This window comes from Advenella mandrilli, assembly GCF_016595155.1.
Lineage (GTDB): Bacteria > Pseudomonadota > Gammaproteobacteria > Burkholderiales > Burkholderiaceae_B > Advenella > Advenella mandrilli.
Map to the genome: position 1 here is coordinate 65,122 of NZ_JAENGP010000009.1, position 21,946 is coordinate 87,067.

The 21,946-nt window shown below is 50.8% G+C and carries 21 protein-coding genes; 8 read left to right on the forward strand and 13 right to left on the reverse strand.

Annotation, left to right across the window (positions count from 1 at the left end):
• Genes JHL22_RS08790 through waaC form a run of 6 tightly spaced genes read right to left on the reverse strand, consistent with a single transcriptional unit; the run spans nucleotide 1 to nucleotide 4,853 of the window.
• Nucleotides 1–651 carry an alpha/beta hydrolase gene (locus tag JHL22_RS08790; RefSeq protein ID WP_200236088.1) on the reverse strand — a complete coding sequence of 217 codons (651 nt, stop codon included), beginning with the start codon at nucleotides 649–651 and terminating at the stop codon, nucleotides 1–3.
• Nucleotides 652–656: 5 nt separating this feature from the next.
• A complete protein-coding gene (locus JHL22_RS08795; protein ID WP_200236090.1) occupies nucleotides 657–821 on the reverse strand; it encodes a hypothetical protein in 165 nt (54 codons plus the stop codon).
• A 2-nt stretch (nucleotides 822–823) separates the two neighbouring features.
• A complete protein-coding gene (locus JHL22_RS08800) occupies nucleotides 824–1,630 on the reverse strand; it encodes a type III pantothenate kinase (protein ID WP_200236093.1) in 807 nt (268 codons plus the stop codon).
• A 9-nt stretch (nucleotides 1,631–1,639) separates the two neighbouring features.
• Nucleotides 1,640–2,503 carry a biotin--[acetyl-CoA-carboxylase] ligase gene (locus tag JHL22_RS08805; protein ID WP_200236095.1) on the reverse strand — a complete coding sequence of 288 codons (864 nt, stop codon included), beginning with the start codon at nucleotides 2,501–2,503 and terminating at the stop codon, nucleotides 1,640–1,642.
• Between the two features lie 29 nt (nucleotides 2,504–2,532).
• Nucleotides 2,533–3,897 (reverse strand): 3-deoxy-D-manno-octulosonic acid transferase, encoded by a 1,365-nt coding sequence (locus tag JHL22_RS08810; RefSeq protein WP_200236097.1) that lies wholly within the window; start codon nucleotides 3,895–3,897, stop codon nucleotides 2,533–2,535.
• 2 nt (nucleotides 3,898–3,899) lie between these two features.
• Nucleotides 3,900–4,853, reverse strand: a complete 954-nt coding sequence (waaC, locus tag JHL22_RS08815) for a lipopolysaccharide heptosyltransferase I (RefSeq protein WP_200236099.1) — start codon at nucleotides 4,851–4,853, stop codon at nucleotides 3,900–3,902.
• A 244-nt stretch (nucleotides 4,854–5,097) separates the two neighbouring features.
• On the opposite strand from waaC, the gene JHL22_RS08820 reads away from it, so the two are divergent.
• Both JHL22_RS08820 and JHL22_RS08825 read left to right on the forward strand, forming a co-directional pair.
• Entirely contained in the window at nucleotides 5,098–6,417 is a 1,320-nt protein-coding gene (locus JHL22_RS08820) for an aspartate aminotransferase family protein (RefSeq protein WP_200236101.1), read from the forward strand.
• A gap of 118 nt (nucleotides 6,418–6,535) precedes the next feature.
• A complete protein-coding gene (locus JHL22_RS08825; protein ID WP_200236103.1) occupies nucleotides 6,536–7,060 on the forward strand; it encodes a carboxymuconolactone decarboxylase family protein in 525 nt (174 codons plus the stop codon).
• Between the two features lie 341 nt (nucleotides 7,061–7,401).
• On the opposite strand, the gene JHL22_RS08830 is transcribed toward JHL22_RS08825, so the two are convergent.
• Entirely contained in the window at nucleotides 7,402–8,385 is a 984-nt protein-coding gene (locus JHL22_RS08830) for an endonuclease/exonuclease/phosphatase family protein (protein ID WP_200236105.1), read from the reverse strand.
• A gap of 15 nt (nucleotides 8,386–8,400) precedes the next feature.
• A complete protein-coding gene (locus JHL22_RS08835; RefSeq protein ID WP_200236107.1) occupies nucleotides 8,401–9,045 on the reverse strand; it encodes a site-2 protease family protein in 645 nt (214 codons plus the stop codon).
• Between the two features lie 295 nt (nucleotides 9,046–9,340).
• On the opposite strand from JHL22_RS08835, the gene ypfJ reads away from it, so the two are divergent.
• The 3 genes from ypfJ to maiA all read left to right on the forward strand — a co-directional run bounded on the left by ypfJ (nucleotide 9,341) and on the right by maiA (nucleotide 12,593).
• Nucleotides 9,341–10,252 carry a KPN_02809 family neutral zinc metallopeptidase gene (gene ypfJ, locus JHL22_RS08840; protein ID WP_200236109.1) on the forward strand — a complete coding sequence of 304 codons (912 nt, stop codon included), beginning with the start codon at nucleotides 9,341–9,343 and terminating at the stop codon, nucleotides 10,250–10,252.
• A 195-nt stretch (nucleotides 10,253–10,447) separates the two neighbouring features.
• Nucleotides 10,448–11,821: an MFS transporter gene (locus tag JHL22_RS08845; RefSeq protein WP_200236111.1), complete on the forward strand. Its 1,374-nt coding sequence runs from the start codon at nucleotides 10,448–10,450 to the stop codon at nucleotides 11,819–11,821.
• A gap of 112 nt (nucleotides 11,822–11,933) precedes the next feature.
• Nucleotides 11,934–12,593: a maleylacetoacetate isomerase gene (gene maiA, locus JHL22_RS08850; RefSeq protein ID WP_200236114.1), complete on the forward strand. Its 660-nt coding sequence runs from the start codon at nucleotides 11,934–11,936 to the stop codon at nucleotides 12,591–12,593.
• Nucleotides 12,594–12,813: 220 nt separating this feature from the next.
• On the opposite strand, the gene JHL22_RS08855 is transcribed toward maiA, so the two are convergent.
• From JHL22_RS08855 to JHL22_RS08875, 5 genes are all read right to left on the reverse strand, one after another.
• Nucleotides 12,814–13,722, reverse strand: a complete 909-nt coding sequence (locus tag JHL22_RS08855) for a LysR family transcriptional regulator (protein ID WP_200236117.1) — start codon at nucleotides 13,720–13,722, stop codon at nucleotides 12,814–12,816.
• A gap of 75 nt (nucleotides 13,723–13,797) precedes the next feature.
• Nucleotides 13,798–14,256, reverse strand: a complete 459-nt coding sequence (hpaR, locus tag JHL22_RS08860; RefSeq protein WP_200236119.1) for a homoprotocatechuate degradation operon regulator HpaR — start codon at nucleotides 14,254–14,256, stop codon at nucleotides 13,798–13,800.
• Nucleotides 14,253–15,428 carry a patatin-like phospholipase family protein gene (locus JHL22_RS08865; protein WP_200236121.1) on the reverse strand — a complete coding sequence of 392 codons (1,176 nt, stop codon included), beginning with the start codon at nucleotides 15,426–15,428 and terminating at the stop codon, nucleotides 14,253–14,255. The genes hpaR and JHL22_RS08865 overlap by 4 nt, the downstream gene beginning before the upstream one ends.
• 40 nt (nucleotides 15,429–15,468) lie before the next feature.
• A complete protein-coding gene (locus JHL22_RS08870; protein WP_200236123.1) occupies nucleotides 15,469–16,269 on the reverse strand; it encodes a 3-hydroxybutyrate dehydrogenase in 801 nt (266 codons plus the stop codon).
• Nucleotides 16,270–16,540: 271 nt separating this feature from the next.
• Nucleotides 16,541–17,428 carry a LysR family transcriptional regulator gene (locus JHL22_RS08875; RefSeq protein WP_200236125.1) on the reverse strand — a complete coding sequence of 296 codons (888 nt, stop codon included), beginning with the start codon at nucleotides 17,426–17,428 and terminating at the stop codon, nucleotides 16,541–16,543.
• Between the two features lie 401 nt (nucleotides 17,429–17,829).
• On the opposite strand from JHL22_RS08875, the gene JHL22_RS08880 reads away from it, so the two are divergent.
• The 3 genes from JHL22_RS08880 to acs all read left to right on the forward strand — a co-directional run bounded on the left by JHL22_RS08880 (nucleotide 17,830) and on the right by acs (nucleotide 21,854).
• Nucleotides 17,830–18,150, forward strand: coding sequence for a DUF485 domain-containing protein (locus JHL22_RS08880; protein WP_329610657.1), 321 nt, complete (start codon nucleotides 17,830–17,832; stop codon nucleotides 18,148–18,150).
• Nucleotides 18,143–19,816, forward strand: a complete 1,674-nt coding sequence (locus tag JHL22_RS08885; RefSeq protein WP_200236128.1) for a cation acetate symporter — start codon at nucleotides 18,143–18,145, stop codon at nucleotides 19,814–19,816. The genes JHL22_RS08880 and JHL22_RS08885 overlap by 8 nt, the downstream gene beginning before the upstream one ends.
• A 76-nt stretch (nucleotides 19,817–19,892) precedes the next feature.
• Nucleotides 19,893–21,854: an acetate--CoA ligase gene (acs, locus tag JHL22_RS08890; RefSeq protein WP_200236130.1), complete on the forward strand. Its 1,962-nt coding sequence runs from the start codon at nucleotides 19,893–19,895 to the stop codon at nucleotides 21,852–21,854.
• Nucleotides 21,855–21,946 lie beyond the last annotated feature (92 nt).

Sequence of the window (21,946 nt, forward strand, 5' to 3'; positions counted from 1 at the left end):
TTATTTCAGGATTTGGTCCAACCTGATTTGTATCAATTTTTTCAATTGAAGCAGGAACCCATGAAAAAAATGGGTCGCTTCAGGCATAACAGTGACCGGAATCTGGAAGGGCCTGATCCAGTCAAAGACTTCCTGCAAAGGTACAACCTCATCTTTTTCACCATGTACGACCAGCAAGTCGGCCGGTAGTTCAATATCGCGATATTGAAACCGCCATACCGCAGGCCCCAGCAGCATCATGGCATCGGGCAGCTTATGCTGGGCTTGTTTTTGTTCAGCATAAAGTTGCGCCGCCACGGCCGTACCAAATGAAAATCCGGCCAGCACCCATTTCTTATGGCCTACGTCGGGATAAAACTGTTCTATTTGCTGTATAAGCATTTGCATGTCACGGGTTTCACCCTGGGCCCTGTCAAATTCGCCTTCAGACAAACCAACGCCCCTGAAGTTGGGACGCACCGCAACCAGGCCATTTTGGGCGCAGGTACGGGCCACGGTGGTCACAATTTTATTGTCACGCGTGCCTTCATGCAAAGGGTGCGGGTGCAATACCAGGGCCCAGCCCCTAATGGGGGTATCGGGCCAGTCGATGGCGCAATCTATATTGCCGGCCATGCCATTCAAGATAATTTTTTCTGTTTTAATTGCCATTACTATTACTGGCCCAACGGCCCTGTTTTAAGTGCATGTGATTTGAATTCTACCGGTGGTTTAACGACCACCCCCGGGCTTATTTCACTGGGTGGCGTGCCCAGCCAGCCCTGCCCCTGTGCATACACCAAACCATTGGCCAGCAAAATAACAAAAAACAAGGTTCGCATTATTAGTGATTCCATTCGTCCCGTGCATAAATACGCAAGCCGTCCAGCACGGGTGATTCAATTTCTTGTAAAGTGATTGTATCAAATCCTTTTACCCGGGCAATGTCGTTAAGCAGGCGAAGCAATTCTGGCAATACGCCATGTCGGGCACCGCCTGTGACAAATATTTTGGGTTGCTGTCCGGTTTTATCCAGCACGGCTTTCCATTGCCGCACAATTGCCCCCGCCTGGGCGGCAAGAATGCCACTTAAAATGGCCTGTTGGGTATTCTGTGGAAAGGCCGGTGGCACTTCTTTTTTACGCAAGTCGATGGCGGGCAGGTTAGCGGTGCCTTTATGCAGGCTGGCCCGCATTAGCATGACGCCCGGAAAGATCAGCCCCCCCATGAACATATTGTCGGCATCTAAGGCATCGACGGTCGTGGCGGTACCAAAGCTCACCAGCATGGCGGGCAGTTCGGGGTTTTGACGATGTTCGGAAAGCCCCAATAACCCCATCCAGCGGTCGGCCCCCAATTGTTCGGGAATTTTATAGCTGTTTTTCAGGTGCAGGGTTTTTGCCTGCGCGGCCAGCCATTGAAGCGTACAGGAAGCAGGCAGGGCCTGCTGGATTTTATGTGCAATGTCTTCACCGGCCACGTTAACACCAATGGCCCTTAGCGGGACTTCGGGCAAGGCATTGCACCACTCGTACAGTTTTTCCAGATGGTCGTGCTCCAGCACCAGAAGGTCTTCGGTTTGCCGGAACTGGTTAATAAGATAAGTGATTTTTACTCGGGTATTGCCCGAATCGATCAGTAACATGAGCATAGCGTGCTCCTAGGTTTGGGTACGGGCACGAATGCTGATATCACCGTTGGTGACAAGATGCCGGCCCTGCCCGTTTTCAACCACCAGGCATGCCTGGTCATTTAACCCCCGGGCGGTGCCTGTTAGTACAATTCTATCACCAGATAGCACATTTACCTCACAGGTTTTAAGCGCATCCAGGCTTTCATGACGTTGCCGGAACGGCGCGAAGCCTTCCTGTTCGTAAAGGGAAAAAGCCTCGGACCAGGCCCGGGCAATACGAGCAACCAGCAGGCCAATATGTTCAGCCTGCTCATCTTGCCGATTCAGGCTAATTAAGACGGATGTCCAGTCGGCCACTTTACGGTCCAGATCTTTGCTAAGGGCTTGTGCCTGGGAAAGGTTCATCCCCATGCCCACCACCACGACATGATGGCGCTCGCTAACCCGGCCATTACCTGGCCTGACCGATTCAACCAGCAGGCCCGAGAGCTTGCCATCATCAAACTGGATGTCATTGGGCCATTTCATGCTTAACCGGTCCTGGCCGGCAGGCCCCACCATTTTACGCAACTGTTCACAAGCCACAATACCCGCTACCGGTGCCAGCATGGGCAGTTGTGCCGGCGGCAGGAAAACATCGTACGCACAAGAAAACATTAAGGTGCCAGCTTTGCTGTTTACCCATTTGCGCCCGCCACGCCCTTTGCCCTGTTGCTGGTGATGCGCACCAATCAGGGCGGGCCGCCCCCACTGGCTTTGCGGGTTGCGGGCTTCTTGCATGAGAAAAGTATTGGTTGAATCAATTTGCTCAACCCAGGCAATGGAAGGAAAGTCAGGCAAAGCGGAAAACAGGGTTTTCTGCAGCGTGCCTGCACTGGGCAATAGGGTCATTATGGGTAACTCTGGTAATACTAACGAAACTAACGAAGATAGGGTTTCAGGGCACTCATGATCCGGTCGGTAGCGCCTTCATGCAATGATAACCATTGCTTGGCCGCCTTACTCATGCCAAGCCGCTGTTCTTCATTATTCAAAATTTTAAGTGCCAGTTTGATGGCTTCTTCCTCGTTCTGGGTACGCCGGGCGGCCCCTTCTGACAAGGCATCTTCCACCGATTGCTGGAAATTTTCAGTATGCGGACCAACAATGACCGGCACACCCACGGCACAGGCTTCTATGTGGTTTTGACCGCCATACTCGCCAAAACTGCCGGCGATTATCGCCAAATCTGACATGGCGTAGTAAAAGAACATGTCTCCAACACTATCACACAACAGGATATCAATGGTCTTCAGGTCGCTATTGACAGGATTTTGCGAGCGGCACTGGTAGTTAAGGCCGCTTTGCTGAATAAGTGTTTCTACTTCCCTAAAGCGCTGTGGATGACGGGGAATAATCATGAACAGGGGCAAAGGCGCCATGTTCTCCTGGTTTTGCACCTGCCGCTCACGATTTTTAACCAACGCCTTAATGGCTTTAAGAAAATATTCTTCTTCACCATCGCGGGTGCTGGCAATCGCCACCACCTGACGGTTAATAACCTGTCTCACCACCTTGCCGGTATGCACCTGGTTATAAGAAATATTAAGATCAAATTTCAGGTTGCCCACCACCTGCATGCGTTTAACGCCCAAGGCATCAAGCCGGGCAGAATCGGCACGGCTTTGGGTAAGCACCAGGTTTAGTCCGCCCAGGGCATTGCGCATGACGCTGCCCAGCCAATGAGCCTGTTTGTAGGCCGATTCAGAAAACCGGGCACTGGCCACAATCAGCGGCATTTTCTGGCGATTGGCCTCGGCCACCATATTGGGCCATATTTCACGCTCTATCAAAATGCCACAACGTGGCTTCCAATGATCTATAAAGCCGCTAACCGCCTCGGGAAAGTCGTAGGGTACCCAGGCCTGGCATAACATGCCCTGGCCTATCGCTTCGGCAAACATGCGGGCCCCTTGTGCCCTACCGGTAGCCGTCATGTGGGTTAACAAAACGGGATAGCCCTGGTCTAGCAGGGCCTGGATTAACGGATGTGCGGCCCGGGTTTCACCCAGGCTGACGGCATGCACCCAAACCGGCCGCCTGAACGTGAAAATGGTTTCGGCATAGCCTTCGTCATCGCCCGGGGCAATGTTGCTGCCCGCAGGCGCCGGATGGGGATAACGGCCAAACCGCTCATCGCTGCGAATATCCCATCTCCCCCCCGCCTTGCGGGCACGACGCTCTAGTAGCCACAGGGCAATGGGAGTAATAAGACGCAGCGTGCTGGTATAAAAGAATCGGTTCATGGTTAGCTTGCCAGTGCCTGTTTCAGTTTTGACAACACCATTTCTCGGGTGGGTGGAATACCCCGATCACCCAGGCTGGCCGTAAAGGCCGCACCTACCAAGGGCGTGCGCACCGGGGTAGAGGCGCTGTAAATGCCAATCGTGGGTCGGCCCAGCGCCGCAGACAAATGCGTCAGACCGCTATCAAGACCAATCATGATGCGGGCAGGTGCAATAACCCGGGCAACATCGGTTAAGGACATACGGGGCAAAATTTCCGCATCAGGAAAATCGCTCACCAACGCTTTGGCGCGTTCAGCTTCTTTTTCGTTGCCTGCCAGCAATTTTAAGCCCAGCCCGGCGGCATTCAGCTCACGAAACACAGCATGCCAGTCGGCTTCGGGCCACAGTTTATCTTCACGGCTGGCCGACGGCATGATAACCGCGTAATCCTGTATGGCAACGCCATGGGTAAATGTTTGCAGGCCAAAATCGGGCTCGCCTTCGTACTGGTAGTTAAACGTGGCCGCTGCCAGCATGCGTTGGCGGGTAACCGCTGGTTGCCAGAAAGCCACCGTATGGCGAACATCATAAAACAGGGAAGCCAGGGGCTCACGGGCGGATTTCCAGTCTAACCCGTGCTTGACCCCTTTGGCCTGACGGACGATCCAGGCGGACTTCATTAAGGCCTGCATGTCTAGCACGATGTCGTATTGGGTGCTGTGAAGTTTACGTTTAAGCGCGGCCCTTTCCTGTCTTGTTGGCGCCGACCACCAGGTTTTGCGCCAGCGCCGGTGCGCCACTTTAATGACGTCGTGCACGCTGGGATGCCAGGAAGGGATTTCGGCAAAGGCCTCTTCGGCCACCCAATCTATTTGGGCGTTGGGCACATGTTTGGCAATATCGGAAATGGCCGGCAGCATGTGCACCAGATCGCCCAGCGAAGAAGAGCGAACAATAAGAATTTTTGTTGTCATATTATTTTTTTGTCAAAGTAAACAGAACACCTTTGCTGGATTTTGCCATATTTTTGCCATATGTATGATTCTTGCATTTTACTTTAATATTGAGAGTTTTGAAATTTTCACTTCCGGTATAGAATAGTCGGACGTATTCATTGCTGTATCAAACTGGCAAATTCAAGCCACACGGCCCGTGTTTGCTCCCTTTGGCTTGCCCTGTCCCGCTATTATTGCAGGGATTTACCCGGAGTTTGGAAATATGACTCATGTTTTCCATCGTAACCCCAAAATATCCATGAAAACAGCCGTCAGCGGCAAAGGAATCCGTCTTTTTGATTCTGACGGAAAAAGCTATATAGATGCATGCGGCGGGGCGGCGGTTTCCTGCCTTGGTCACGGCCATCCGGCAGTGATTGAAGCCATCAAGCAGCAGCTTGACACGATTGCTTATGCGCACACGTCATTTTTCACCACCCAGGTGGCCGAAGACCTGGCCGATTTTCTGCAACAGAAAGCACCTGGCAGCCTGAACCATGTGTATTTTGTATCGGGTGGCTCCGAGGCGATAGAGACAGCCCTGAAACTGGCACGCCAGTATTTTGTGGAAATTGACCAAACCGAACGCAGGCATTTTATTGCCCGACGCCAAAGCTATCATGGCAATACGCTGGGTGCCCTGGCGATTGGTGGCAATGTCTGGCGGCGCCAGCCTTTCCTGCCTCTGCTTATAGAGTCGCATCACGTGTCTCCGTGCTATGCCTACCGCGACCAGCGCGAGAACGAGTCCGAAGAACAATACGCGTCCCGCCTGGCCCTGGAGCTGGAAGATAAAATCCTTGAGTTGGGACCTTCTACCGTGGCCGCTTTTGTGGCCGAAACCGTGGTGGGTGCCACCGCGGGTGCGGTACCGCCGGTAAAAACCTACCTGGAAAAAATTCGCGCGGTTTGCGACAAATACGGTGTTTTGCTTATTCTTGATGAAATTATGTCGGGTATGGGCCGCACCGGCCACTTGTTTGCCTGCGAAGAAGATGGCGTGGCACCCGATATTCTTACTATTGCCAAAGGCCTGGGGGCTGGTTACCAGCCCATTGGCGCCACCTTGTGCACCGATAAAATTTACGATGTGATTGTGAATGGCAGCGGTTATTTCCAGCACGGCCATACCTATATTGGGCACGCTACGGCCTGCGCAGCGGCACTGGCCGTGCAAAAAACCATTCAGGAACAAAACCTGCTGGCCAATGTACTGCAACGGGGTGAGCAATTACGCAGCGAATTGCGCCAGGCGTTTGCCAATAACCCGCATATTGGTGATATTCGCGGGCGCGGGCTTTTTGTAGGCCTAGAGCTGGTGCAAGACCGGGAAAGCAAAAAACCCCTTGACCCTGCCCATAAAATTCATGCAAAAATCAAGGCTCAGGCCAAGGAAAACGGTTTGCTGGTCTACCCATCGGGCGGCACCATAGACGGGCGCCTGGGCGACCACATTTTGCTGGCTCCCCCCTTTACTTGCACCCAGGAAGATATTAGCGATATTGTGAGCCGGCTAAGCGATACGGTGTCGCAGGTTTTATAGGCCCGAAAATGCCTGTTAAAACACTTATTTATTTTTTATGATTAACTGCATTACTTCCCCGTTTTCAGGCGGGGAAATTTACTTAACAAATTAACATGACAACAGGAGATATTATTTAATGGCGCGTTTACCTTATGCCGATTTAACCACCCCGCAAACCAAGCCCCTGGTTGACCAGATTGTGGCCGAGCGCGGCAGCGTGATTCATTTGTACCAAATGCTGCTACACAGCCCCGCCATTGCACAGGGCTGGCTAGACTACTTAACCGCCGTACGCCAGAAAAGCAGCCTGCCCGGTGATATCCGGGAGTTAATTATTATGCGGGTGGCGGTATTGAATGGCGCCCCCTATGAGGCCGACCAGCACGCCCCCATTGCCCTGCAAGAAGGCGTCACCCAGGCCCAGCTGGATGCCCTGGATAATTGGGAAAGCAGTGATTTGTTTGACAACAAAACCCGCGCCGTGTTGGCCTACACCGATTCCATGACCCGGCAGATTCAGGTTCCCAAGGAAGTTTTTGAAGCGGTGCGTAAGCATTATGACAACCCGCAACTGGTGGAATTAACCGCCACCATTGGTGCCTACAATATGGTGTCACGCTTTCTTGAAGCGCTGGATATCCATCAGGACGATCAGCGGTAACGGGTGGTTATGGCCCCAGCCTGTCAGAGGCTTCGTTTTGGAGTTGTGGCCTGTTATGTGACCTCTGTCAGGCTTCGCTTGGGGCTTTGACTTGTGACACAACCACCCCGTCAGGCTTCGCCTGCCACCCCTCCGCAGAGGGGAATTTTCCTTCTTCGTGGAAACGTTTGTGCTACACATTCCCCTCCGGTGGAGGGGTGGCGCAAAGCGCCGGGGTGGTCCTAACCCAACCAACCCACCCAGCGAAGCCTCAAATAATTCCCCTCTGCGGAGGGGTGGCGCGTAGCGACGGGGTGGTTACATAACAGGCACATTCTCAAGCGAAGCCCCGAACAGAATAGTTACGCACACAGCGTCGCTGAAGCATCAGCATCTGCTACACCAGCCTCTAAAACCTCAGCCTTGGCAACGTCCTGAGGCTTAACCAACGCCAGTTCCACACAAATAGGCGCATGGTCGGATATTTTATTCCAGGGCTTGCCTTTTAACACCTGGGCCGAGCGGATTTCAAAACCGCGCTGGTACATTCTGTCCAGCCTTAACCACGGGAAAGCTGCCGGGAACGTGCGCGGTGGTGGCAATTCGTTAGGGTCTTGCAAATGCTTAAGCACTTTAGGCAGGGTTTTCAGGGAAATTTCGGGCATTTTAATGCGCTGGTAACGCAGCATTTTTTCAGTTTCCATCAGTTTCCTGAAACTGAACGTGTCCCAAAGGCGCTTAAAGGAAACCTTCATTCGGGGCAGTTCATCATCCAGCCGCACCGGTGTATTGGCAAACACTTCATGCACACCCAGTTCTTTGGCAAAATAAGGGGCTAGCTTTTCATTCCAGTCGTTGAAGTCACCGGCAATAATCAAGGGCTCGTCTTCGGGGACCAAGCGCTTGATACGTTCGATAATGGCCGTTACCTGACGGATCCGGCTAACGTTGAACAGCCCCAGGTGCACCACAAAACAATGCACTCGCTGGTTTCCAACACTTACCTGGGCATGCAAAACACCACGCTGCTCCAGTTTGTGGTCGGAAATATCTTCATTTTCATGGTCAATAATTTCATACTTGGACAACAGGGCGTTGCCATGATCGGTTTTTTTCCTGACGGCATTGCACCCGTAGGCCACTTCCATGTGCAAATGCCCGGCCAATAAAGCGGGCTGGGCATGCTGATGGTGTTCTTTTTCGTTGCGCCCCTGAATTTCTTGCAGGAAAACCAGATCAGCCTTCAGGGCCAACAGACCAGCGCGAAGATCAAACAGTGAACTGCGACGCCCCAACGCCGTTTTCCCTTTGTGAATGTTATAACTGACAATTTTAAGTACTGTCATGTTTTTGCTTGTTCCTTAAAGAATGAACAGGGTAACCAGCCACTGAACCACCATTTGGATAATTGGAAAAATAATAGGGGTGATGATTCCGGTTACTATTAATCCTATGAGTATAAACATGCCATAAGGTTCAATTTTATTGTATTCCCAGGCCAGCTTTGACGGTAATAAACCCGACAGCACGCGCCCGCCATCCAGTGGCAGCAAAGGAAACAGGTTAAACACCATTAAAATAACGTTTACCTGTATGCCGGCAATGGCCATGAGCCACCAGAAACCACCAAAACCGCCAAATTCAAGCGCCACCCTGGCCATGATGGCCCAGAAAATAGCCATGCCCAGATTGGCACCGGGCCCGGCAGCAGCCACCCAGATCATGTCCTTTTTAGGGTTGCGCAAATTGTTGAAGTTAACCGGTACCGGCTTGGCCCAGCCAAAAATAAACCCGGTATTAAGCAGGGCCATGGCCAAAGGCACAATAATGGTGCCTACAGGATCAATATGTTTAACCGGGTTCAGGCTGATTCTTCCCAGCATAAATGCGGTGTGGTCACCAAATTTTTGAGCGACATAACCGTGGGCTGCCTCGTGCAGGGTGATTGCAAAAAGCAGGGGCAGCGCATACACACTAATTGATTGAACTATTTGACCAAAATCCACAAAAACAACTCCAGAAAATCTGTAAGGCCCCCAATGGGCAGGCAAAACACGCCATCACAGTGATTGCGCCAATTAATTTCATGATTAATGCAATGTCCTGTTTGGATTCCCATTTTAACAGCAAGTTGTTGGCAGGCTTGTTAAGTGAAAAAAAAGACGTCGTTGCAAGAACGCAAAACTTGCAGTTGTTTACACCCAAATTAAGGGACTTGCCCTGATTATGTTTAAAATGGGGCCAAAACATTTGTACAGCGGCACGCTGCGATACGGCAACCATGGTTTCAAGGAAAATAAAATGCGTTTGGATGGATCTGACGAAAGCAAAAACATAGAAGACCGTCGGGGCAACCGCACGGGAATGGGCGGTGGCATGTTTGGCCGCAGAGGTGGCGGTGGTGGTGGTGGTGGTGGCGGAAAAAAATTTGGTCTTGGCACCATCGTGCTTATCCTGGTTGCCATGTATTTTGGGGTTGACCCTAACATGCTGCTGCAAATGACCGGTTCCGACACGCCTTCGCAATATGAAGAAACCACCTATTCAACAAGTTCAACCCAGGGCTTAAGCGATGCCGAAAGCAAATTTGTGGCCAAGGTGCTTAAAACCACCGAAGATGCCTGGGGCAGGATATTCCAACAACAGGGATGGGGGGCTTACCCCGAGCCCAAGCTGGTTTTGTACAGCGGGTCTACGCGTAGCGCCTGTGGCCTGGGTCAGGCTGCGATGGGACCTTTTTATTGCCCGGCCGATGAAAAGGTTTATCTGGATTTAAGCTTTTTCAGGGAAATGGGGCAGCGCCTGGGTGCGCATGGCGACTTTGCCCAGGGTTATGTGATTGCCCACGAAATTGGCCATCATGTGCAAAACCGCCTGGGCATCCTGGAACAGGTAGACCAGATTCGTAACCGTGGCAACCAGCGCCAGGCCAATGCCATGTCAGTTCTGTCCGAGTTACAGGCCGATTGCCTGGCCGGCATTTGGGCCAATGAGTTACGCCGTCAGGGAGACATTATTGAACCTGGCGATATTGATGAGGCCATCAATGCGGCAGCCGCCGTGGGTGATGACCGCCTGCAAAAACAGCAGCAGGGTTATGTGGTGCCCGATTCGTTTACCCATGGCACCTCACAACAGCGCATGACCTGGTTTAAACGGGGTCTGGAAAGCGGCAATATCGCGCAATGCGATACCTTTGCCAGCGCCCGGTAAGCGTTTAAAACCTGGCAAATATCACCGCCTTGTTATAATCTAAAAGTTATAGCAAGGCTGTAAATATCATTTTATTTTCAATATCACATCAGGTTACATTGGCAACATACGTGAAAATGCATTGTTTTCACCAGACTGCCGGGAACCCTCTCACTCATTGTAAATGACCCGGCATTTCTTTCCGGAGACTTTCCAATGTCCAATATATCCCAATCATTAAGCGTCCAAAAAGCGCTTGATGATGCCCCTATTTCCCGTTACCAGTGGAAAACCATCCTGCTGTGCTTTTTAATTGTCGCCACCGATGGTCTTGATACAGCGGCTATCGGCTTTATTGCACCAGCCATTGTGGCCGATTGGGGTTTAAGCAAGCCCCAGCTAACCCCCCTGTTCATTTCCGGTCTTATTGGCCTAACCCTTGGTGCCATTGTTTTTGGCCCATTGGCAGACCGCCTGGGACGCAAGAAAATTCTGATATTTAGCGTTTTCTTTTTTGGCCTGATGAGCCTGCTGTCGGCCTTTTCTCCCGATATGGAAACCCTGGCTTTCCTGCGGTTTTTAACCGGCATCGGCCTGGGTGGTGCCATGCCTACCGCCATTACCATGACATCCGAGTTCCTGCCTACCCGTCGTCGCTCGGCCCTGGTTACTCTTATGTTTTGTGGGTTTACGCTGGGTTCGGCCCTGGGTGGGGTACTAACCGCACAATTGCTGCACCTGGTTAACTGGCACGGTATTTTGGTGCTGGGTGGTGTACTGCCGCTAACACTGGTGATTGCGCTTTACTTCTTTCTGGATGAATCGCCCCGTTATCGCGTTAGTAAAAACGAATCACCCGCCAGCATTGCCGCTTTCATGGGCAAAATTACCGGCAAAGCCTACCCCAATACGGTCTTCCATTTAGACGAGATCAAAACTGGCAAAAGTGCAGTTACCGCCCTGTTCCAGCCGGGCCTGATCATGGTAACGGCGGTATTATGGCTGGCTTTCTTCATGAGCTTCCTTATTATTTACCTGTTTTCCAGCTGGGTACCCACTTTGCTTGGCAGTATTGGCGTCGAACTGTCCAAAGCTTCCTGGATTACCGCTGCCTTCCAGATTGGCGGTACGCTGGGCGCCATTTACCTGGGCAGCTTGATGGACAAACGCAACCCCTATAAAGTGTTAATTACCAGTTATATATTGGGTGCTGGTTTCATTGCGCTTATTGGTTTTTCAACCAGTAATATTCCGCTGTTGGTGCTGGGCATTTTTGGTGCCGGTGTGGGTATTAGTGGCGCACAGGTTGGGTTCAACTCTTTGTCTGCCATTTTGTATCCCACCGAGTGCCGGGCAACCGGTGTTAGCTGGGCCAATGCGGCCGGACGTTGCGGTGCCATCTTTGGCGCGTTTGCCGGCGGCACCATGATTTCATGGGGTTATGAATTTACCACCATTTTCAAGTCACTGGCATTTCCCGCTTTAATTACCGCTTCGTGCATCTTGGTGCTGTATATGTTCTCGCTGGCTAAACAAAAGCGTGTCAGCCATGATGCCTCTATTAACGCAACACCCGCCAATGTATCGTAAAACCATTCTTTTTTATTCGTAATATTCAATTATAAAACGCGAAGATACCCCTCTGTTACAGGGGTATCTTCTGCATCAGCCAAACGGCATTAACCATCAAAAAAGATAAACAATGACTAAACTTTACAGCTTTTTCAATAGTTCCGCTTCTTATCGTGTCCGTATCGCCTTGGCCCTGAAAGGTGTCCCGTATGAAACCGAAGGCATTAATATTCGTGTTGGTGAACAGAACGAACCTGATTTTTGCAAACTGAACCCAATGGGCCTGGTTCCGGCTCTGGCCGATATTCCTGAAGGGTCTATTGGCCAGTCATTGGCGATTATTGATTATCTGGACCGGAAATACCCTGCCGTTGCCCCGCTTATTCCTGAGCCAGCGGCACAGCGAGCCCTGGTGCTGGAAATTGCCTATGGCATTGCTTGCGATATCCACCCCGTTAACAATATGCGTATCCTGAAGTACTTAAGCAAAGACCTTCAGCTTAGTGAAGAGCAAAAACAGGCCTGGTACGCGCACTGGATTGCAACGGGCCTGCAAAGCATAGAGGCCTTGCTTGAAAAAGCCGGCTCTGGCAACTTCTGCGTTGGCGATACACCTAGCCTGGCCGATTGCTGCCTGGTTCCACAACTGGCCAATGCCATTCGCATGAAATGCGATATGAGCGCCTATCCACGTTGCATGAAAGTGTATGAGCATTGCACGTCAATGCCTGCCTTCAAGGCAGCAGCACCAGAAAACCAACCCGATTACATCGCGCCAGCTACTGCTTGATGCGGCTTGATTAAAAATCCCGTTCCCTCGCTGGCGTGAACTGATCCCAATAAGTTGAATAGGTGTCCAACTTTTTGGGATCAGTTCATGAGCGTGGGAACCGGGATGAAGAAAGCACCACCCCGTCAGGCTTCGCCTGCCACCCCTCCACAGAGGGGAATTTTACTGCTTACACCCTGCGTGGGCACAGTTGGCGTAAGGAAAAGCAGGCTTCTTCTTATTACTGGGATGCTTCTACCAAGTGCCCCAAAAAGGCCTCTAGCGTATCTGATGGCGGTTCGTTCTGGCGCCAGAAAATACCTACACTGCCCTTTTGCTCAATTTTAGGCAAATCCAGAATAACCAGCTGCTGTTCAGTGGCAAAGCTTTCAGCCAGACGCTGCGACAAAATACCCACCATATCGCTAGCCTGCACCATGCGCACGGTGGCACTCATCGAGCCCGATTCAACATGATTGGCCGGCATCATCATGCCCAAGTCAACCAGCGCATGGTCAATACTGCTTCTGATGGGGGTGCCAGTAGGCCAGACAATCCAGTAATAATCGCTTAACTGTACCCAATCAATATTTTTCTGGGCTGCCAGGGGATGCCCCGGCCTGGCCACAAAACAGATGGGTTCGGTATAAAGCACTTTATAATTCAGGGGCAATTGCAGGGCATTGCCGCCCACCCGGCCAATAACAGCATCGATATGCCCCGAAACCAGTTGTTCCAGTAACGGCGTCATGACGTTTTCCAGGATGCGCACATGAACATTGGGATAGTCTTTAAGCAGGGCCAGCACCGCCTTTGAAACCACATCGGTGGCCACCGGCGAACTGCCAATCATGAGCGACCCCTGAATGCCTTGCTTGAAGAGCTCGACATCTTTGGTAGAGCGTTCCAGTTCATTAAGTAAACGGCGTGCATGCTTGACCACCAGCAAACCACCTGCTGTGGGCCGGATCCCTTTACTGTGCCGTTCAAACAGAGGCATGCCGATTTCCTCTTCCAGGCCCGACAGCCATTTTGACAGGGCTGGCTGGGTCATATTCATGAGTTCAGACACCCGAGTCAGGTTTTTCTGTTCGGCCAGCGCCACCAGAATTTTCAGGTGGTGCAGTTTGAGTTTAGCGCTCCAGCTCATGTTAAAAACCGATCGTCATATTAAAAAATGGCAAAAGCAAAAATACGGTTTTAAAACAGTATTTTTGCTTACGTATCATAAAGCGTCTTTTTTCCTGACAAGCGGTTCCTGTGGAATTTTTTCCTGCAGGCTGTCAAGATCTTTATAAATCCTGTCCATCAGCTCCTTGCCAATGCTTTCTTCCAGCGCATTATGCTGGTTTTCAATAAGTGGCTTGATCCGGGCCAGCAAAGCCTGCCCTTTTTCGGTCAGGTAAACTTCCTGCCGCCGCTGGTCCTGGCGCGAGCGACTACGGCTGATCAGGCCCGACTGCTCCATGCCCGTAAGCATTCGGGTCAGGCTGGGGCCCAGTAACATGCAAACACTGGAAAGCTGGTTAGGCTCAAGAGGCTCCTGTTCACCCAAGGCACGCAGTACCCGCCATTGCTGGTCGGTCAGGCCTTCTGCATGCAAAAGGGGCCGAAAATGCACCATTAGTGCTTCACGCACCGTTAGCAGCAAATAGGGCAGGCTGCGATAAGGCGATGAGCTCATGTAGACTGTGCCCCCTTGGGAACATACACTTCATCCCGGTGAACGTCATGTGACACAAAACCGATTTCATCGTCTGGCATGGCCAGGAATTCGGGCTTGACCAGGGTCTCACGGATATCAATCAGGCCCGATTGCCAATGATCTTTCATGCTGGCAAGACCAAACTGATAGTCTTTGTTATGGCTTTCGTAGGGGCGGTCACGATAAATCAACTGGATCACATTGTAATTGGGCCGGTCAGCCAGTTCTTTAAGCCGGTCCAGTGAACCATTTTTAGCCAGTTTTTCATGGGGCACCAGTTCAAGCAACTTACCAATGGCATGGCGCATTTCCTGAACCTGTTTCCAGTAATCGGTCAGCATACGGGTCCGGCTGGAATACTGGATTTCTTTTTGCCGGTCATTAACCTCTCCCATGTTTTTCGGAACATGTCCACGGGCACTCCACAGGTCAACCTGGAACACCAAGGTGTCCCGGCTTGGTTTTGCACCCAGCACGTAGGTTAAGGGCGTATTAGAAACGATACCCCCGTCCCAGTAGTAATCGCCATCAATTTCTACTGGGGCAAAGGCCGGAGGCAGTGCCCCCGAAGCCATGAAATGCTCGGCCCGCAGTGTGTGGCATTCATTGTCAAAATAAACAAAGTTGCCGGTACGGACATTCACCGCGCCCACCGACACATGAATATCGCATTTATTGCTGTTGATGCGGTCAAAATCACAGAATTTTTCAAGGGTATGCTTAAGGGCTGAAGCGTCGTAATAACTGGCCTGTTCAGGCGTACCATGCCCCATCATGGCCGGTGGCGGGATACGAGGTTTATAAAAGCCGTTCTGGCCATCAAGAATGGCACTTAACCCATACATATTGCCAAGACCGATCTTGTACCAGTCATGCATATTGAACAAACCCTGCTCAAAAAACGGCAACATGGACAGGCCCAGATTGGGCTGGCAGATGGTTTCCCAGAACTGATGCAGTTTTTCAACGCGATCCTCGGGCGGATTTCCGGCAATAATAGCGGTATTCAGGGCACCAATAGAGATGCCGGAAATATGATTGGGCTTGATACCCGCTTCATTCAGGCCCTGGTAGACCCCGGCCTGATAAGCACCCAGCGCCCCGCCACCCTGCAAGACCAGGGCGATGCGCTCATAATTTGGCAATTTCAATGATTTCTCCGGACTGGAATATTAATAAAAACAACACAACTTAGTGCATGTACCAGCCATGGCTGACGGTAATTGATTGGCCGGTTAATGCCTTGTTGGGGAATGCGGCCAGGAACAGGGCCGTTTGGGCAATATCGTCGGCAGTGGTGAACTCTCCGTCTACGGTACCGCCCAGCATGACATTTTTAATCACTTCTTCTTCGGAAATACCCAGTTCTTTGGCCTGTTCGGGAATTTGTTTTTCAACAATAGGGGTACGCACAAATCCAGGGCAAATAACATGCGAACGAACATTATGTTCGGCGCCTTCCTTGGCCAGCACACGTGCCAGGCCCAGCAAACCATGCTTGGCAGTTACGTAGGGAGCCTTCAGTTTGGAAGCCAGGTGTGAATGGACTGAACCCATGTAAATAACCACACCACCACGGCCTGCAGGATACATGTGGTTAAGTGCGGCCTTGGTGGTCAGGAAAGCACCGTCAAGATGAATCGCCAGCATCTGCTTCCATTTGGCGTAATCAAATTTATCAATGGATTCAATAGTTTGTATGCCTGCATTAGAAACCAGAATATCAATCGAACCGAACTCGGCCACAACGGCTTCTACGCCCTGGTTAACCTGCTCTTCGCTGGTCACGTCCATCACAACCCCAATGGCTTTGCCACCGGCATTAATAATTTCTTCAGCTACTTTATTGGCCCCATCAATATTCAGGTCGGCAATGCCGACCGCCGCACCGGCCTTGGCATAGGTCAGGGCAATTTCACGCCCCAAACCACTGGCCGCACCCGTTACCAACGCCACTTTCCCTTTCAATGAGGTTTGTACTTCTGTTGTCATGTTTAACTCCATTCCTGTTTGGTTTTATTATTAAGATAATCTTAATAGTATTAACTATCTTAATAGCATTTAGTGTACCTTTTTTGAATCCCTGATAAATTCGGGACATCTTTACAAAAATTCATGCTTAAAAAGCATAGCATAGGCTCATGCGTTTATGCCTGAAACAAGTTGGCAGGCCGTCTGTACCTCAAGACAGGATGCTGATATGGCAGATCAGGAAAAGTGATGTGGTTTATTTAGGATGACTTTTATTAATACCGTTTAAGGTTTACGGCGACACGCCCCAGGTATCACACACTGCCTGGCGGATAAGCTGGCTGTTTTTATCGGTTTCGTATTCGGCCGGATAAATATAACTAAGTCGTGCACGCATTTCATACCCCGGTACCAAGGCAATTTTTTTACCCGCCTTGATGGCCCGATACGCTTCACGCGAGGGAATCAGCGTGACAGCCAGGTTGCTGGCCACCAGCTCTATGCATAAATCAATATCATCACAAACCAGCACGGTTTGCGGCGACAGTTTTTGCTGGTGCCAGAAGCGGTTGCTAATTTTATCGCCGGCCGAAAAAGCCGGGCGTTCTATCCAGGTGGCGGAATTGAAAAATTCTTTAGGGCTTTCTATGGCTTGGGCCAGCCGCTGCACGGCCACCACCAGCACATAATGAATCTCATCAAGCTCTATGGCGTAAACCGTGCGGTAAGGGTTGTCACCCAGAAAAAAACCGGCATCAAGCTCTTTCTTGCGCACTTTGTTCAGGACTTCTCCGCTAAGGCTGTTTTCAATATGCAGGTATAAAGAGCTGTCCAGTTCAAGAGTACGGTTAACCAGGCGGCTTAACATCTGCCGGTCTACCGATTGGATAATGCCCAGTTTTGCCTGTTCCACATAGGTAGCTGAAAGGCTAAGGGCAAAAACATCAAGCTCGCGCATTTGCTGCAAAATAGATTCGGCCTTGGGCAAAAAGGCCTCGCCAGCCGGTGTGAGTTTCATGCCCTGGGTATTACGGTCAAACAAATTAACATCAAGGTTGCGCTCTATGGCCTTGATTTGTGCGGTCACGGCCGGTTGTGACAAATGCAGGGATTCAGCCGCCTGCGTTAAATGCCCGTAATGGGCCACTGCCACAAAACTTTTCAGTTGAGTCAGATCCATTTATCCTCCTGGATACTCCATTTAAATTTAAACTTTTTTAATAATTGTTTTTTAGGTTTTTTTAATTATTTCATGACGCTTTTTGATGGCGTTTTTTTTACCGCGTTTTTATTGTACGCCTGTGATATAAAAAATTTTCCGAAGAAAAGTATTTATCTTTTGATTTAGATCAAGGGTTTTATCATGGCCGTTTTTTACACTTTGCCTAACTTGCCCAAAACAACATCACAAGCCATTGATTTTATTGATTCTTTTAATCAATCATAATTTGAGCAAATACTATCAATCAAAAAATAAAATTAGAAATAGCGGTCTTGTCTCCTTTACATTACGCCAAGTCCAATAACAACAAAGCAGTCCCTTCTTTTTTAAAAACAGTTTTACTTTACCGGAGACATAAAGTGGATAAACTGACGCAAAGGGTATTGGATAACCCTGAGTTCCAAAAAATGGCACACCAGAAAAGTGTGCTCGGATGGAGTTTTTCCATCCTCATATTCAGCATCTATGTGGTTTATATCTTGTATATCGGGCTTAGCCCCGAATCCTTCGGGGTACCCGTAGGCACCGGCAGCATTACCACCTGGGGCATTTATATTGGCCTGTTCGTGATTTTGTTTGCGATTGCCATTACCGGCATTTATGTACATAAAGCCAATGGCGTATTCGAAGAAACCACCCAACGGGTGATTCGTGTGGTGCAGGAGCAAAACCATGAATAAATATTTACTGGCCCTGCTGGCTGGCCTGTTCAGCACCTCGGCCTGGGCCGACGCCCTGACCGGTGAAGTTGAAAAACAACCCCTGAACATTCCGGCCATTATCATGTTCTTCCTGTTCGTGGCCGCTACCCTGTACATTACCTACTGGGCCGCTCGTAAAAACACCACTACCAGCGATTTTTATACCGCCGGAGGGGGTATTTCCGGCTTTAAAAACGGTCTGGCGATTGCCGGCGATTATATGTCCGCCGCTTCATTCCTGGGCATTTCAGCCATGGTTTACACCACCGGCTACGATGGTCTTATTTATTCCACTGGCTTTCTGGTGGGATGGCCCATTGTGCTGTTCCTGATTGCCGAGCGTTTGCGCAATCTGGGCAAATTCACCTTTGCCGATGTGGCCGCCTACCGCCTCAAACAAACCCCCGTGCGTCTGTTTGCCGCTTCGGGTACCTTGCTGGTGGTAATGATTTACCTGATTGCACAGGTGGTTGGTGCAGGCAAGCTTATCCAGCTGCTGTTTGGCATGAACTATATCTGGGCCGTGCTTATTGTGGGTGTGTTAATGGTGCTGTACGTCCTGTTTGGCGGCATGCTGGCCACCACCTGGGTGCAAATCATCAAAGCCGTCCTGCTGCTGTCGGGGGCCACTTTCATGGCGTTCATGGTCTTGAAAATTGCCGATTTCAGTCCTGAAATCATGTTTAAGAAAGCCACCGAAGTTCATGAAAAAGGGACCTCTATCATGAGCCCGGGCGGGTTGGTGAAAAACCCGATTGATGCCCTTTCACTGGGTGTGGCCTTAATGTTTGGTACCGCAGGCCTGCCCCATATCCTGATGCGTTTTTTCACGGTAAAAGATGCCAAGCAGGCACGTAAATCCGTATTTGTGGCTACCGGCTTTATTGGTTACTTCTACATCCTGACCTTTATTATTGGTTTTGGCGCCATCATGCTACTAACCAAAGACCCACAGTTTTTTGAAACCACGATCAAAGATGGGGTTGAAATTACCCAAATTATTGGCGGCACCAATATGGCGGCCGTGCATTTGTCCAATGCCGTGGGTGGCAACATTTTCCTGGGCTTTATCTCTGCCGTTGCCTTTGCCACTATTCTGGCCGTGGTTGCCGGCCTAACCTTGTCCGGGGCCTCTGCCGTTAGCCATGATCTGTACGCATCAGTCATTATGAAAGGCAAAGCCCGTCCTCATGATGAAATGCGCATTTCCCGCTTAACCACATTGGTACTGGGTGTGCTGGCCATTATCCTGGGTATTGCTTTCGAGAACCAGAACGTGGCCTTCATGGTGGGCCTGGCCTTTGCGCTGGCTGCTTCCGCCAACTTCCCCATCCTGTTCCTGTCCATGTTCTGGAAGAACCTGACTACACGCGGTGCCGTGGTGGGTGGCTTCAGCGGTCTGATTGCCGCCACCGTCCTGATTGTACTGGGACCTACGGTATGGGTTAGCGTGCTGCATAACGACGCGCCTATTTTCCCGTACGGTAACCCTGCCCTGTTTACCATTCCCCTGACCTTTATCGTGGCCTGGCTGGTTTCTGTTACCGACACTTCTGAACGGGCCAAACTGGACAAGGCTGGATTCCAGGCACAATATGTGCGCTCAATGACCGGAATTGGTGCATCAGGAGCCGCACAACATTAAAATAAAATAATAGCCGGATAGTTGGCTATCATCTATCCGGCAACGATTAAATTTTAACTATATAAAGGGACAAATCATGTCAGCAATAGAATCAGTATTGAAAGAAAGCCGGGTTTTTCAACCCAATGAGGATTTTGTAAATAACGCCAATATCAGCAGCGATGCCTACAACGCGCTGTGCAACAAGGCAAACGAAGATTACGAGGGCTTTTGGGCAGATGCGGCCAGAGAGAACCTGACATGGAAGAAGCCCTTCACCCAGGTGCTTGATGAAAGCAACGCCCCCTTCTATAAATGGTTTGCCGATGGTGAACTGAATGCCTCCTATAACTGCATTGACCGCCATCTTATTGACAAAGCCGACAAAACCGCCATTATTTATGAAAAAGATGATGGCCAGAGCGAACACATTACTTACCAGCAGTTGCATGACCGTGTTTGCCAGTTTGCCAATGCCCTGAAAAGCCTGGGCGTAACCAAAGGCGATCGCGTGGTTATTTACATGCCCATGACCGCTGAAGCCGTTGTCGCCATGCAGGCTTGCGCCCGTATTGGTGCGATCCATTCGGTGGTTTTTGGCGGTTTCTCTTCAGGTGCCGTGCGTGATCGCGTTAAAGATGCCGAAGCCAAAATTATTATTACCGCTAACGAAAGCGTGCGGGGTGGCAAATTTACCCCGCTCAAGTCCACGGTTGACGAAGCACTGTCGCATCGCGACTGCACCAGCATTGAAAAAGTGATTGTCCTTAAACGCACCGACAGTGACACCCCATGGGACGATTCACGCGACCTCTGGTGGCACGATATTACCCAGGGCCAGTCCAGCCAGTGCGAACCCGAATGGATGAATGCCGAAGATCCTTTATTCATTCTTTATACTTCCGGCAGTACCGGCAAACCCAAAGGGGTTCAGCACAGTACCGGCGGTTATCTGCTGGGTGGCGTTTTATCCATGCGCTGGGTGTTTGATTACAAGTCCAATGATGTCTTCTGGTGCACCGCCGACGTGGGCTGGATTACCGGCCATACCTTTATTTGCTATGCCCCGTTGGCCGTTGGCGCTACCCAGATCGTATTCGAAGGTGTACCCACCTACCCCGATGCATCCCGCTTCTGGCAGATGATTGAAAAACACAAGGTTACTACCTTCTATACCGCCCCCACCGCTATCCGTTCTCTCATCAAACTGGGCCCCGATTTGCCTGGCAAGTTTGACCTGTCTTCCCTGCGCCTGCTGGGTTCGGTGGGCGAACCCATCAACCCCGAAGCCTGGATGTGGTATTACGAAACCGTTGGCCAAAGCCGCTGCCCCATTGTGGACACCTGGTGGCAAACCGAAACCGGTGCGCACATGATTGCCCCCATTCCTGGTGCTTTCTCTATCAAGCCCGGTTCATGCACCCTGCCATTACCCGGCATTATGACTGATATTGTTGACGAATCAGGTGCCTCGGTAGAGCAAGGCAAAGGCGGTTCCCTGGTGATTAAACGACCATTCCCGTCGCTGCTGCGTACCATCTGGCGTGATGACGAACGTTTTACCGCCACTTATTTCCCCGATGAGTTTGGCGGCAAAACCTATCTGGCGGGTGACTCCGCCCACCGCGATGCACAGGGTTATATCTGGATCATGGGTCGTATTGACGATGTGCTGAATGTATCCGGACACCGTTTGGGCACGATGGAAATTGAATCGGCCCTGGTGGCCAACCCCCTGGTGGCGGAAGCCGCCGTGGTTGGCAAGCCGCACGATCTCAAAGGCGAAGCCGTAGTGGCTTTTGTGGTGTTAAAAGGTGATCGCCCCGAAGGTGAAGAGGCCAAAAAAATGGCTGCCGAGCTGAAGAGCTGGGTCGCCCATGAAATTGGCAAAATTGCCCAGCCTGATGACATTCGCTTTGGTGAAAACCTGCCCAAAACCCGTTCAGGCAAAATCATGCGCCGCCTGCTAAGAACCCTGGCCAAGGGTGAAACAGTTACCCAGGATATTTCTACCCTGGAGAACCCACAGGTCATGGAGCAGTTAAGCGAAAGCATTTAAACATTCCCCTCCCGCGGAGGGGTGTCGCAAAGCGACGGGGTGGTTCCACGCAAACTGTTACTTGTTCCCATGCAGGAGCGTCGGAACAAGTA

Excerpts from the sequence above, each read along its gene's own strand:
- ypfJ (WP_200236109.1), top strand. The coding sequence starts at position 9,341 with ATGCGTTTGGATGGATCTGACGAAAGCAAAAACATAGAAGACCGTCGG.
- JHL22_RS08870 (WP_200236123.1), bottom strand. The coding sequence starts at position 16,269 with ATGACAACAGAAGTACAAACCTCATTGAAAGGGAAAGTGGCGTTGGTA.
- acs (WP_200236130.1), top strand. The coding sequence starts at position 19,893 with ATGTCAGCAATAGAATCAGTATTGAAAGAAAGCCGGGTTTTTCAACCC.
- JHL22_RS08805 (WP_200236095.1), bottom strand. The coding sequence starts at position 2,503 with ATGACCCTATTGCCCAGTGCAGGCACGCTGCAGAAAACCCTGTTTTCC.
- JHL22_RS08795 (WP_200236090.1), bottom strand. The coding sequence starts at position 821 with ATGCGAACCTTGTTTTTTGTTATTTTGCTGGCCAATGGTTTGGTGTAT.
- hpaR (WP_200236119.1), bottom strand. The coding sequence starts at position 14,256 with ATGAGCTCATCGCCTTATCGCAGCCTGCCCTATTTGCTGCTAACGGTG.
- JHL22_RS08810 (WP_200236097.1), bottom strand. The coding sequence starts at position 3,897 with ATGAACCGATTCTTTTATACCAGCACGCTGCGTCTTATTACTCCCATT.
- JHL22_RS08855 (WP_200236117.1), bottom strand. The coding sequence starts at position 13,722 with ATGAGCTGGAGCGCTAAACTCAAACTGCACCACCTGAAAATTCTGGTG.
- JHL22_RS08800 (WP_200236093.1), bottom strand. The coding sequence starts at position 1,630 with ATGCTCATGTTACTGATCGATTCGGGCAATACCCGAGTAAAAATCACT.
- maiA (WP_200236114.1), top strand. The coding sequence starts at position 11,934 with ATGACTAAACTTTACAGCTTTTTCAATAGTTCCGCTTCTTATCGTGTC.
- waaC (WP_200236099.1), bottom strand. The coding sequence starts at position 4,853 with ATGACAACAAAAATTCTTATTGTTCGCTCTTCTTCGCTGGGCGATCTG.
- JHL22_RS08885 (WP_200236128.1), top strand. The coding sequence starts at position 18,143 with ATGAATAAATATTTACTGGCCCTGCTGGCTGGCCTGTTCAGCACCTCG.
- JHL22_RS08845 (WP_200236111.1), top strand. The coding sequence starts at position 10,448 with ATGTCCAATATATCCCAATCATTAAGCGTCCAAAAAGCGCTTGATGAT.
- JHL22_RS08790 (WP_200236088.1), bottom strand. The coding sequence starts at position 651 with ATGGCAATTAAAACAGAAAAAATTATCTTGAATGGCATGGCCGGCAAT.
- JHL22_RS08830 (WP_200236105.1), bottom strand. The coding sequence starts at position 8,385 with ATGACAGTACTTAAAATTGTCAGTTATAACATTCACAAAGGGAAAACG.
- JHL22_RS08820 (WP_200236101.1), top strand. The coding sequence starts at position 5,098 with ATGACTCATGTTTTCCATCGTAACCCCAAAATATCCATGAAAACAGCC.
- JHL22_RS08825 (WP_200236103.1), top strand. The coding sequence starts at position 6,536 with ATGGCGCGTTTACCTTATGCCGATTTAACCACCCCGCAAACCAAGCCC.
- JHL22_RS08875 (WP_200236125.1), bottom strand. The coding sequence starts at position 17,428 with ATGGATCTGACTCAACTGAAAAGTTTTGTGGCAGTGGCCCATTACGGG.